Source organism: Desertivirga xinjiangensis, assembly GCF_024436435.1.
GTDB classification, from domain to species: domain Bacteria; phylum Bacteroidota; class Bacteroidia; order Sphingobacteriales; family Sphingobacteriaceae; genus Desertivirga; species Desertivirga xinjiangensis.
In genome coordinates, this window is sequence record NZ_JAFMZP010000002.1 from 249,844 (window position 1) to 262,654 (window position 12,811).

The window sequence follows — 12,811 nt, forward strand, 5'->3', positions numbered from 1 at the left end:
GGCTTGCCTATCAATCTAGATATTTTCTGCTTTTTCAGTGATGTTCTTCTCAATCAAAAGGTTGATAATGCCATCAACCATACCCACCCGGGGAACAAAAATCTGCTTAACTCCGGCGCACTTCATTACCGTAAGGTAAATCTCACAGGCAGGAATGATAACGTCGGCTCTATCCTGGTTCAAGCCCAGCACATTGATACGTTCTTTGAGAGAAAAAGACGAGAGATAATTATACATATCCTTCAACTTATTTATTGGAAGCGGCATGCCTTCTTTTTCTTCTGAAAGTTTAAATAACTTGTTAATATTTCCGCCTGTTCCAATCCCGATAAGGTTCTTATATTTCCTGGTATGTATTTTTATCCAATTTTTCATATCCTCCCAGGTTTCTTCGGTATCTGCGTTATCCAGTATCCTGACAGTACCCAGGGGGAATGATTTGGATGACTCAACTACTCCTTCTACAAAAACGGAAAGCTCAGTACTGCCGCCGCCCACATCAATATACAGGTAGTTCTTTTTCTTATCCAGGGTTTGTTCAATATGTGTAGAATAGATAATGTTAGCTTCTTTCTGACCCTCGACGATCTCTAGGTTCAGGTTTGCTTCTTTGCGGATACGTTCAACTATTTCCTTCCCATTTTTCGCCTCACGCATTGCCGAAGTAGCACAGGCTACATAATCCTCAACTTTATAAACGTCGATCAGAAGCTTAAAGGCCGTCATGGTCTTAACCAGCTCATCTGCCTTCCTTACAGAAATTTCTTTATCCAGAAATGCATCATCTCCCAGCCTCAAAGGAACGCGGATCAGTGTGTTCTTTTTAAACGAAGTTTCTTCACCTTTTTCAATTATATCGGCAATAAGTAAACGAACGGCATTGGAGCCGATATCAATAGCAGCGTATCTCAATGTTAATAGTTTTTATATTTTAAATAAGTATAGATATCGCTTTGCGCCCTGTAAGCTACTTTGGCTTTATCTTTACGGTAATTATTGTTGTTCAAACTGTTTATTTCCCTTGCTTTTGTATTGTCTTTTAGCTGAATATTGATTATTTCTCGTACCTCCCGCCGTACGTTGGGGTCCAGGATAGGAAAGCCCACTTCCACACGATGGTCCAGATTCCGGGTCATAAAATCTGCGGAAGACAAGTAGATCTTCTCCTCGCCATCGTTTGCGAAGATCCAGACGCGGGCGTGTTCGAGGTACTTATCAATAATACTTATCACTTCGATGTTTTCGCTAAGTCCGGGAACTCCCGGTACAAGGCAGCACATTCCACGTATGATCATTTGGATTTTGACTCCTGCCTGACTGGCAATGTAGAGTTTTTCAATCATCTCCTCATCCGCAAGGCTGTTCATCTTTAGTATCATGTATGCAGGTTTGCCAGATGCTGCATTTTGGATCTCGTTCTCGATCAATCCGTAGATCTTGCTTCTCGTTTCAAGAGGAGATACGATCAGACAGTTATAATCTTTGTAAAATACTTTTTTTTCAAGTCCTCGGAAAAGCTTTTTGAGTTCTGTTGTAATCTCCTCATTAGTAGTAAAAAGACTGTGATCACAATACAGTCCCGCAGTTTTTTCATTGAAATTTCCGGTGGCCAAATTGGCGTAGTACATCAGTTTGCCTTTTTCTTTTCGTGTTACAAGGCAAATCTTTGAATGTACCTTATAGTCGAGCAGTCCATAGTTAACAATGACGCCTTCTTCTTCGAGCCTGTTAGTCCATTTTATATTGTTCTCTTCATCAAAACGCGCCTTCAGTTCGACAAGGCAGTTCACTCTTTTACCATTCTTAGCTGCGTTGATCAATGCATTTATAATCCTTGAATTTTGCGCCAGCCGGTATAGAGTAATACTAATTTCGGTTACCTTGGGGTCAATTGCAGCCTCCCGAAGAAAATGGATAATATAGTCGAAAGATTGATACGGCAGGTTAATGAGGAAATCGCGTTTGGCAATCTGGTTAAAAATACTTTTCCTAGCATCCAGACCTTTCACATTTAAAACCGGATCTTTAGGATATTCAAGCTCCTTTCGGCCCACATTGGGAAAGCTGATAAAATCCTTAAAATTATGATAGCGGTTGCCCGGGATAAGTCCGTCGGCATCTAGCTTCAGTTTATCAACCAGGTAAGTAAGCATATCAAGCGGCATATTATTATCATATAACAGTCGCATAGGCTTGCCTTTTTTTCTTTTCTGCAAACTTTTGGTCAGCGTAACAATGAATTTCTCACTTACACTACGATCCAGTTCGAGCTCTGCATCCCGCGTTAACTGAATGGAATAGGCTTCAATTTCATCGTAATCAAAGATAAAATAGATGTCTTCGAGGCAGTATCTTATAATGTCATCAAGCAGAATGATAAACTTGAGGTTATTGGTTTCCGGAAGCACCACAAAGCGTTGAAGGCTTTCTGTAGGGATTTCAATAAGACTGTACTTTACCTTCTGGCCAGCTTTTGAAAATTTGACCAGGAAATATATTCCCCTGTCTTTAAGCTCAGGAAAGGGCTTGTCATCTTCCAGCATTACCGGTACAAGGGTTGAGAGCAGCTTATCTCGGAAATAATTTCTTAAAAATTCACCACGTCCTACGTTCAGCTGTTTATCGTTGATTATAAAGATCTTTTCTTGCGCAAGTTCCTTAACGATCTCATCCTCATACAAGTGGTTAAAACGTCGCTCCTGTTTCACCACAATGTTCTTTATCTCTTTTAGGATCTTCTTCGGATTATATCCGAATAACTCTTTCGCTTTGGTGTTCACATTAGCCAGCCGGCCTAGTGTCGGTACTCTTACCCGATAAAATTCATCGAGATTAGAAGAGAAGATAGCCAGGAAACGGATGCGCTCAATTAATGGAACTGTTTTGTCCGCAGCTTCCTGTAATACTCTTTCGTTAAAGTATAACCAGCTAATTTCTCGGTTAGTAAACAGTGTTTTTTGCCTCGGCATGAATTAAAATAGAACAGCCCCAACTTATATGAGCCGGGACTGCAAAACTGTACAAAATAATGTTAACTTAATATTAACTAATTCTGGTTAGGTTTACTTTCTGTAATGTCAGAACTTGAGTCGCCAGTATCGGTGTTGTCAGAGTTTGGTGCATTGCTACTGAGCTCAGTTTTAGTTGTCTGAGCAGGCTTCCTGCTCCGTCTTATCGCAGGCTTGGCGGCGGCCGGTTTCTCTGCTTCCGCTTTTGCTTGTCTCGTTCGCCTTACTACAGGTGTATCTTCCGCATTTTCTTGTTTGGGTGCAGCAGCTGTTTTTCTCCTTGCAGGTGCAGATTTTTCAGCTGTTGGTGTTGAAGCTGAAGAAGTTGTTGCATTGCTTCTCCTTTTTCTAACCGGAGCTGCATCGGCAGGCCCCTCCTTAGTTGCAAGAACCTTAGCAACAACTTTGGCTGCCCTTGCTGAGGGCTTAACGTCGGCCTTTTCAGCCACAGCTTTTACAAGTTCTTTTTTCTTAGTTTTTTTATTATCCTCTTTGGCGTTCTTTATCTTTTCCGATAGTTTATCCGCCAGCTGCCGGCTCATTTTCCTGATGTCTTTAGCTATCCGGTCAGCATCGTGACCAAGACTATTTACAGCGTCCAGGAACTTTTGGGCCATGCCAATTTCAAGTTCCTTTCTCGCTGCCTTTTTTTGGCTTTTCTTAGCAGGCTTACTCGGTTCGCTCTTCTTTTTCTTCATACTTATTTTTGTGAGTTGGTTGTTTGTTAGGGCCGCAAAGAACTTGCCCTTACTTTCATCTTCGTTTGTGAGCTTGGCTCACGCAGGTTTAATATTCAAAAATACAATTTGTTAACAAATTTGTTTTATTATTAAATATATCGACATATTTTTAAAGTCTCAAATAATTTGTATGCCATCATTTGATATTGTGAGCAAATTTGACGCTCAGACTCTCGATAATGCAATCAATAACGCGAAGAAAGAAATTCTTAACCGTTATGATTTTAATGACTCTAAAAGCACTATTGAATTGGATAAAAAATCCAATGAAATAACAATAGTCACTGAGAATGATATGCGTTTGAAAGCTATCGTGGATTCGATTATTTCCCGTATGGTTAAACAGAATCTGGATCCTAAAGCACTGGATATGGGCAAGGAAGAATATGCTTCGGGGAATATGCTTCGCAAAGAGATCCTGGTACGGGAGGGGATTGATAAGGAAGTGGCGAAGAAGATCGTGAAAAAAATAAAAGACAGCGGGATTAAAGTGCAGGCTTCTATTATGGACGATCAGGTTCGTGTACAAGGAAAGAAAATCGACGATCTCCAGGCGGTTATTTCCGTTTGTCGAGGCGAAGATTTTGGTCAGCCTCTGCAGTATATTAATATGAGGTCTTAATTACTTTGTTTGTTAAATCTACAGCCTTATGCCCGAACTCCTGATCTCAACAGACAAGACGAAACTGAACCTGGCATTAGTTCATAAATTTCTGAGCGAAGAATCTTATTGGGCTAAAAACATTCCACTCGAAATCGTCAAGCAATCGGTCGAAAATTCACTTTGCTTTGGCGTTTATCTTGGCGAAAGTCAGATCGGATTTGCCAGGGTAATTTCAGATTTCAGCACTTTCGCATACCTCGCAGATGTATTTGTTTTATCGCAATACAGAAGAAAAGGTGTTTCTAAAAAGTTAATGGAGTTTATAAAAGAGCATCCATCCCTACAAGGATTGCGAAGATGGATGCTTGCTACTTCTGATGCCCAGGAGCTGTACCGGCAGTTCGGATTCAGGAAACTGTCTAAGCCTGCCAGTATGATGGAGATTGTTGTTAACAACGCTTATTCGGGATCATAAGGAAGAGTCTTGCGCGCTCCCAACTCTGTCCCCCACTCTGTCCATAGAGTTCCGCTGCGCTAACTCTCCAGACAGGAAAGAACCTCAGGAAACGATCATTCATAATTCATCAATCATATTTATACCAACTGCTTCATCGCCTCCGAAACCTCCGTAACCGGCAGCTGGCAGGTTTTGTCTTTGCAAACAAATATCTTAGTCTGATCTGAAAATTTATCCTCCAGCAGGGGTAGGGTACCGGTTCTTCCGCCAAGCAATATCTTATTGGGGATGAAGTTTTTTTCCAGTTCCTGCCTTTTCTTTTCTGCCTCTTCACCGGTTATGGCAATTTCAAAAATACCGGATACCTCATCCATCAACAGCATAGCCCAGTTGGAATACCCTGAACCGTAAGTTCTGATGTGCGGGAATACATTCTGCAGCATCTGGCGAGCCTGTTCCAAATAGTCGAAGCGGTCAAAGAAATGCCCCAATTTGTATAAATTAATAGCCATTGCAGAATTTGAAGCAGGGATTACATTGTCTAATATTTCATGTTTCCGGGCAATAAGTTCTTCGTCAGCCTGAGAGGTATAATACAACATTCCTGTACCGGCATCATAAAAATTCTGCAGCGCATATTCATTAAGCTTCCGAGCTTCCTGAAGCCATTTTTCCTCGAAGGACGCTTCATATAGTCCGATGAACGCATCGATCACAAAAGCATAATCGTCGAGAAAGGCAATTTGCGGCGCTTGTTTATTGCCCGTCTTTTTGTAAACGCGTTGTAAGCCTCCCTGAGGAATCATTAAATTATCCTTAATAAAGTTCGCGTTAGCAATAGCAAGGTTGAGGAATTCAGGTTCGTTGAAAGCCCGGTAGGCATCAGTAAGCCCTTTTAACATCAGGCCGTTCCATGAAGCCAGGATCTTGTTGTCGAGTCCCGGACGGATTCGCTTCTCGCGGTAGCTGAATACCCTGGATTTACAAGATGCGATCACCTCTTTTAGTTCATCCACTGATATACCTATTTCCTTGGCCAGGAATTCATCATCCTCTTTCCGGATCAGTACGTTGGTATGTTCTTCTTCCCAGTTACCCTCTTCAGTCACGTTGTAATAAATGCCAAATAATTGTGCATCATTACCTAAAATACTATCAAGTTCAGCTTTTGTGAACGTATAAAATTTGCCTTCCACACCTTCGCTATCGGCATCTAAAGCTGAATAAAAACCACCTTCCGGAGAAGTCATTTCCCTTTTAAGCCATGCTATTGTTTCAAACACCACATTCTTGTAAAGCTCTTCAGGTGAATATTGATATGCCTGTGAATATAAGCTCAGTAACTGTCCATTGTCATACAGCATTTTTTCGAAGTGTGGCACATGCCAGTACCCGTCTACTGAATAACGGGCAAAACCTCCTCCTATATGGTCATAAATGCCTCCGAAAGCCATTTTTTCAAGGGTAAGTTTGACGATTATATGTGCGGTGTCATCCTTAAGAAGATGCGCATACCGTAGCATAAATAGCCAGTTGTTTGGCATAGGGAATTTGGGCGCCCGGTTATGACCACCTTCCGAAAGATCGAATGTTTGTTTCCATGGATTAAATATGTCCTTCAGGTCTTCAGTTGAGTACTGAATTTCCTCATCAGAAAGATTTAGTTTCTCCGAATCTTCAATTCCTTTCGTTAACCTGTCGGCGTAGCCCTTTGCCTCTTCAGGCTTTTGTTGCCAGAATTCAGCCAGGTTTAGCAGCACGTTTTTCCAGTCGTCCTTTCTGAAATAGGTTCCCCCATAGATTGGCCTTTGATCTGGTAAACACACGCAGTTTAGAGGCCAGCCGCCACGGCCGGTCATCAATTGAACCGCCATCATATAGATTTGATCGATGTCGGGCCGTTCTTCCCGGTCAACCTTTATGCAAACAAAATGTTCGTTCATGATATCAGCTACAGACTGATCTTCAAAACTTTCATGCTCCATCACATGGCACCAGTGGCAGGCAGAATAACCCACACTTACAAGGATCAGTTTATTCTCGACCCTGGCCTTTTCTAATGCCTCAATACCCCAGGGATACCAGTCGACCGGGTTGTTTGCATGCTGCAATAAATAGGGCGAGCTTTCTTGACTTAATCTGTTGGACATTTGTTGCTGTTTAAGCTACAAACATAGCTCGATTTTATTTGTTGCGCCGAATTTGATTTAGGTGCATTAGATCATGTTTTTTATCAGCCGGCCTAACAATGATAATTTATCTCGAATCTCAGGAGTCCAGTTTAATCCGTAGCTCAAACGCATACAATTATAGAACTGGTCCTGCAGGGTAAACATCCTTCCGGGGGTAATGCTGATTTTGTATTTAAGTGCTGTCTCGAAAAGGTCTACCGTGTTAACTCTTTTGTCGAGCTCTGTCCATAACATAAATCCCCCTTTAGGGCGGGACACCATTGTTCCCTCAGGGAAGAACTCTTCAATAGCGCTCAGGTATTGAAGGCTATTGGCATGTAAAGCCCTCCGAAGGTTACGCAAATGATGTTCGTACCGGCCATTCTGCATAAAGTCGGCAACAACTTCCTGGTACAGTGAGGGAATACCTATCGTTTGAAGTAACTTTTGGCGAAGGATCTTGTCTTTATACTTCCCCGGAGCTACCCATCCTACACGATATCCCGGAGCCAGGGTCTTTGAAACGGAACTGCACCAGAGTACCATTCCTTCCTCGTCGTAAGCTTTACACGGAACCGGACGTTTATCATTGAAAAATATGTCGCCATAAATATCATCCTCTATCAGGGGAATACCTCTGGCGGCAAGCATTTTCACGACTGCTTTTTTATGTTCTTCCGGCATACAACTTCCGAGAGGATTGCTGAAATTACTGATCAGTGCACAAGCCTGGATTTTGTGCAGTACTGATTTTAACGCATCCGGATCAATGCCTGTAAGGGGATGAGTAGGCAATTCGATCACTTTAAGTCCGAGAGAATAAGCGATTTGCAACAAGTTAAAGTATACTGGACTTTCAACAGCGATAGTATCGCCAGGCTTGGTTGTAGCCATCAGTGCATTATAAAAGGCGTTTGATGTACCTGAAGTGGTGATGATATCATCTTCGCGCAGGTTACCTCCCCATACAAATGCCCAGTGGCAAATATTCTTTCTTAAATTAAAAGAGCCCTGAGGGGTATCGTAAGCCAATCCGCTATCAGGCAGGGTGCGAAGCATTTTTACAACACTTCTGTTCAGCTTTTCAACCGGCAGGAGGGAAGGATCAGGAACACCAAACGACAGCTGGGTCATTCCAGGTATGCTGAGCGAATCAAACGCCTTTTTTAATAAGTCTCCAGGCTCCCTGGCCTCTGCCGTGTCGGGAGCGCTGACAGAAGGAACGGATAGTTTCCGCTGCAGAGCGCTACTTACAAAATATCCCGACTTAGGTCGCGCCTCAATGAACCCTTTTTTTTCCAGTTCCATATATGCCTGCTTAGCGGTGTTAATACTTACCTGGTAAATCTTCTCTACCGTGCGGATGGATGGAAGTTTGTCACCAACTTTCAGCACCCCGCTACGGATCTGCTGTGCGAGAATATTTGCAATTTTAAGGTAAAGAACTTCTTTTTTTGAAGCAGGATAAGTTTCTGATAGCATACCTTTTATCGATCAAGAATTTAACCAATTTACAAGCTGGTACAAAGCCCTTCTGAACCCGTTCTCATTCTCAAAACCAAACAGCTTAGCCAGATCTGGCGGATTTTGGCTATTCATCATTTCTGTCATCCTTTCAAAACTATCTTCAAATCCCTCGTACGCACGAATCACAGGAACGATCTGATTTTGATCCAGGTCATCAACGCATAAGCTAAGAGTAGCTACCTTTTCTCCGTTCATCTCAGCTATGTAAACTGGAATTCCGAAATCTAATCCAATATCCGGTTCCGATCCTGTTTTATAAAGGGCAATAGCAGCATTGATATCATTTAAGAAAACCTTTCGAAGACGAATAGTGCCAGCAGCAGTCACGAAACTTTCTGTAACTGCATTAATAACCATCTTTTCCATCTGATTAAATTTTTATTGTTAACGGATGAAAAACAAATTTATGAATGGTGTCAAAACGAGTACAGATACAAATATCAATAATTTATAGGATACAGATTCGCTTCAGCACATATATACCTTTGCAATGTTCTGAAAGCACAGATCTCTAAATCAGGAGCGAAGAGAGGGGTATTTCAAGGGTTTGCTGGTAATGAAAAATAGAATATTGAGCCTTGACCAGGTTCACTTTCTACCCATATTTTCCCATGATGACTCTTTATCAGTTCTGAGGATAGGTATAATCCGATACCAAATCCGGATATGAATTTTGTATCAGCACCGGTTACTCTGTAAAAGCGCTCAAACAGCTTGTCGAGATCTCTTTCGTTTATTCCAATTCCATTATCCCGGACACTTGTTGTAATGGTATCGTCCGTGTGATGACAGGAAATTTCGATTCGGTTGCCGTTGGGTGAATATTTAACAGCGTTGCCAATGAGATTACTGATCACTTGACTGATTTTTTCCCTATCTGCATAGAGAGGGATTGCAACAGTATTCTCGAAGATGATCTGGTGATGCGGGGAATGCATTTTATGAGCCTCTACCTCCTCATCGATCAATTCTGTTAAATTAAACCATTCTTTGTGTAAATGGATTTTTCCTGAATCAAAGCGGGTTACATCAAGAAATCCATTAATGAGCGAGTGCATTTTCCCCGTTTGGACAAGTGCTTTTTCTGAAATTTGATGATAGAATTGCTTACCCTCTTTTTCGGCTCTCTGATGGATCAATTGCAAAAAGGCTTTTACCGAAGTTAATGGGGTTTTCAATTCATGACTTACAATCCCGATGAAGTCATTTTTTCGCTGTTCATCCCGCTTCCGTTCAGTGATATCCTGGACGGTGCCGTTAAGTCGGATGGGGCGTCGGTTTTCATCAAATGAGGCTTTACCTTTTGCTCTTACTGTTCTGACTGAGCCATTCTCCGGATGAATAATGGTGTAATCAATTTCATAGTTTCCGCCGCTTTCATAATCCAAAGCCTGCCTGATGGCTTTCTCCACCCGGGGACGGTCTTGCTTGTCTATCGTCGCAGTGGCTAAAGAAAGGTCAACTTGATCATCCGGGTTTAATCCAAACCAGGATTTCAGCTGATCATTCCCAGTAAACTTGCCTGTAGCGGGGTTAAAGTCAAACGTGCCAAGTTCAGCGGCTTCAATGGCCCGGTTAAGCATATCCTGGATAAGATGATGCTCTCTTTTGGTCTTAACCTGCTCAGTGATTTCCTGAAGGATGACAATAATCCCAGTTGTTTCGCCTTTTGTATTTTTAATTGGCTGATAAATGGAGTTGACATATGCCTCCCTGAGTCCCTCTTCAGGGCTATGTAACAAAATCCTTAATTCCTCGTTATTTCGACCAACGCCGGTTTCATAAACCTGGTCCAGCCACTTAAGAACGATTTGATCTTTAAGTTCAGGCCTGGCGATAAAATGTGGTTTTCCTTCCACTTCTTCCCTTGTGCGTCCCCAGATTTTTAAGATCACATCATTGACTACTTCAATAAGCATCTCTTTTCCCCGAAATACACATATCCCGATAGGAGCTTGTTCAATGATCTCCTTCAATTGTGCCTGGCTTTCAGACAGAAGGTTGTTTAAGTTATTTAACTCTTCATTGCTGGCCGAAAGTTCTTCATTTATCGTCTCCAAATCTTCGTTGGCAGCTCCAAGCTCCTCATTGATGGCTGCAAGTTGCTTAATAAGGATGAATTCACGCTGCTCGCCCTCTTCAATCGTTTTTTGCTGAAAATGCAGCTCGGTTACTTCGCGCGCTGTATGTAATATGCAATACGTTTGACCATTTTCGTCCAGTATGGGCAGGTACCTGAAATCAAAATAGGAGGTTCTTACTTCTCCATCTACCTGGATACTGACCGGAGCCTCTTTTGCTTCGTAAATTTTACCGGTTCTCCAGACATGCTGAAGCAAGGCGGCAAAACGCTGATGTTTTATTTCAGAAACAGCGTGCTCGAGGGCCTTTCCAATCACGGTCTTTTCCCTACCCCAGATCCGGAGCATAGCGTCATTTGCGTATTGAATTTCCAGATCTTCTGAAATATAGATGGCTGCAGCTTCGGCGCTGAAGCTTAGAATTTCAAGTAATTGTTCGTTTGTGAGACGAGAAAAGGAGTTCAGCATTAATTATATATTTCGAAGGTACAGAACATTTGCTTGTCAGCCAATACCAGCTTAAGTATACGCAAAGAGGTCGTAAAGGTTTAATTAAGGATAAACACCTCAGAGATTCAGAAGAGTTCGGGCTTAAGCCGCCTCTCTCTCGAGCATAAAAAAAGGTCTTCAAACGGGGAGGATGAAGACCTTTTAACTAACCAATTATAAACCGATACAAATATATGTATATTGTTAATATTTCAAAGGATTTTAATAAAATTTATAACTTTTTTAATTATTGATATTGTTTAATGATAAAAAGAAAATTTTTAATGCCATTTCCCCAATTTATTTGTCAATCCTTAAAATATTTACCTTGCATAGATCAACATAAATTTCTAGCTTAGTATTGCTTGCGCAGGCGTGCCCCGTGTGCCATAACTGCTGTTCAAAACCCTTATCCTATACATTGAAAAAAATAGTTAAAATATTTCTTTCCTCAGTTTTGTGTATAATCCTGCTTGTCCTTGTATATGCAGGTTCTGCTTATGTCTTGTCTCGTGTGGGAACCAGCAGAGAAGCTTCCGGATCAAATGATGTAGCCATATATATTCTTACCAACGATGTCCATACTGATGTAGCAGTGCCAATTAAAAGTCCGTACAAGGATTGGAGCCGGGAGATAAAGTTTTTGAACACATTGAAAAAGGACACAGCATTTAAGTATGTAGCTATGGGATGGGGGGATAAAGGCTTTTATCTCGAAACTCCAACATGGGAAGATTTGAAAGCAAGTACTGCATTTAAAGCAGCTTTTAGCCTAAGTACTTCAGCCATCCACACCACGTTTTATAAAACTTTGAAAGAGGATAATACCTGTGTTAAGATAGATATCAGTGCACATCAGTATCAGCGGCTCGTAACATATATCGAGAATAGTTTTAAACGAGATCCGAAGGGGCATTTCATGTTCATCCCAACAACAGCTAATTACGGAAATGACGATGCTTTTTATGACGCTGTGGGTAGTTACAGTCTTTTTCACACCTGCAATACCTGGGCGAATAATGCTTTAAAAAGCTGCGGACAGAAAGCAAGCTTTTGGACTCCATTTGACACGGGAATATTTTATCAGTATAAAAATTGAAATCGGTTATAGCCTTGAAGAAATCAAAATGGAGATCATTTTGGTGGTGTATAACCAACCTGAAATATTTCTACTATTTTGGCTGGTGTGATGGTAGAGAAGTAATATAACTGAATATACAATGAATCCGGATATCGAAAACTATAACAGTACTCAAACCGACGAGGAAGCGGCGGTGTGCCACACATTATACCAGCTAATTAACAAAGGATTACCTGAAGCCGAAAGCAAGATCTGGCACAGGCATCCTGTGTGGTTCCTGGACGGAAATCCAATTGTGGGATACAGTAAATTAAAAGGCGGTATTCGATTGTTGTTTTGGAGTGGTCGATCTTTCAATGAACCCAACCTGCAACCAGAAGGGACCTTCAAAGCAGCAGAAGCCCGTTATACTAATGCTGAACAAATTAACCAGCAAGATCTAAAGCGATGGCTTGAAAAAGCACGGGACATCCAATGGGATTATAAAAACATAGTGAAGCGTAAAGGTGTGCTGGAACCCCTCAGAGGACTTTAATACATTTGCGTTGTACCACAAGAGCAGTATTCCCTGTTTGACTTGCAGAATCATTTACGTATCGTCTAATTTATGCCGTAAATTATTTTACAATAAGGAAACAAAGCCATATTAATCA

At 41.5% G+C, this 12,811-nt stretch carries 11 protein-coding genes; 4 read left to right on the top strand and 7 right to left on the bottom strand.

All coding sequences use genetic code 11. The annotated features are described in order from the left end of the window. Window positions 1-15 precede the first annotated feature (15 nt). From J3P37_RS05880 to J3P37_RS05890, 3 genes are all read right to left on the bottom strand, one after another. Window positions 16-912, bottom strand: a complete 897-nt coding sequence (locus tag J3P37_RS05880; RefSeq protein ID WP_256010120.1) for a Ppx/GppA phosphatase family protein — start codon at window positions 910-912, stop codon at window positions 16-18. 2 nt (window positions 913-914) lie between these two features. Continuing rightward, entirely contained in the window at window positions 915-2,969 is a 2,055-nt protein-coding gene (ppk1, locus tag J3P37_RS05885; protein ID WP_256010123.1) for a polyphosphate kinase 1, read from the bottom strand. 77 nt (window positions 2,970-3,046) lie between these two features. Beyond that, window positions 3,047-3,706 carry a hypothetical protein gene (locus J3P37_RS05890; RefSeq protein WP_256010125.1) on the bottom strand — a complete coding sequence of 220 codons (660 nt, stop codon included), beginning with the start codon at window positions 3,704-3,706 and terminating at the stop codon, window positions 3,047-3,049. Window positions 3,707-3,878: 172 nt separating this feature from the next. Between J3P37_RS05890 and J3P37_RS05895 the strand changes: the two genes are divergently transcribed. Continuing rightward, complete coding sequence (locus J3P37_RS05895; protein ID WP_256010126.1) at window positions 3,879-4,370, top strand: YajQ family cyclic di-GMP-binding protein; 492 nt, start codon at window positions 3,879-3,881, stop codon at window positions 4,368-4,370. A 28-nt stretch (window positions 4,371-4,398) separates the two neighbouring features. Then, on the top strand, window positions 4,399-4,827 hold the full coding sequence (locus J3P37_RS05900; RefSeq protein ID WP_256010127.1) for a GNAT family N-acetyltransferase: 429 nt from the start codon (window positions 4,399-4,401) through the stop codon (window positions 4,825-4,827). A gap of 119 nt (window positions 4,828-4,946) precedes the next feature. On the opposite strand, the gene J3P37_RS05905 is transcribed toward J3P37_RS05900, so the two are convergent. The 4 genes from J3P37_RS05905 to J3P37_RS05920 all read right to left on the bottom strand — a co-directional run bounded on the left by J3P37_RS05905 (window position 4,947) and on the right by J3P37_RS05920 (window position 11,056). Beyond that, the gene (locus tag J3P37_RS05905) at window positions 4,947-6,959 is read right to left on the bottom strand and encodes a thioredoxin domain-containing protein (protein ID WP_256010128.1); all 2,013 of its coding nucleotides are present in this window, start codon (window positions 6,957-6,959) and stop codon (window positions 4,947-4,949) included. A gap of 66 nt (window positions 6,960-7,025) precedes the next feature. Then, window positions 7,026-8,462, bottom strand: a complete 1,437-nt coding sequence (locus J3P37_RS05910) for an aminotransferase-like domain-containing protein (RefSeq protein ID WP_256010129.1) — start codon at window positions 8,460-8,462, stop codon at window positions 7,026-7,028. Between the two features lie 12 nt (window positions 8,463-8,474). Next, on the bottom strand, window positions 8,475-8,873 hold the full coding sequence (locus J3P37_RS05915; protein WP_256010130.1) for a hypothetical protein: 399 nt from the start codon (window positions 8,871-8,873) through the stop codon (window positions 8,475-8,477). Between the two features lie 173 nt (window positions 8,874-9,046). Continuing rightward, window positions 9,047-11,056: a PAS domain-containing sensor histidine kinase gene (locus J3P37_RS05920; RefSeq protein WP_256010131.1), complete on the bottom strand. Its 2,010-nt coding sequence runs from the start codon at window positions 11,054-11,056 to the stop codon at window positions 9,047-9,049. 442 nt (window positions 11,057-11,498) lie between these two features. Between J3P37_RS05920 and J3P37_RS05925 the strand changes: the two genes are divergently transcribed. Both J3P37_RS05925 and J3P37_RS05930 read left to right on the top strand, forming a co-directional pair. Next, window positions 11,499-12,176, top strand: coding sequence for a TIGR02117 family protein (locus J3P37_RS05925; RefSeq protein ID WP_256010133.1), 678 nt, complete (start codon window positions 11,499-11,501; stop codon window positions 12,174-12,176). A gap of 121 nt (window positions 12,177-12,297) precedes the next feature. Continuing rightward, window positions 12,298-12,693: a DUF1801 domain-containing protein gene (locus J3P37_RS05930; RefSeq protein ID WP_256010134.1), complete on the top strand. Its 396-nt coding sequence runs from the start codon at window positions 12,298-12,300 to the stop codon at window positions 12,691-12,693. The last annotated feature ends 118 nt before the right edge of the window (window positions 12,694-12,811 follow it).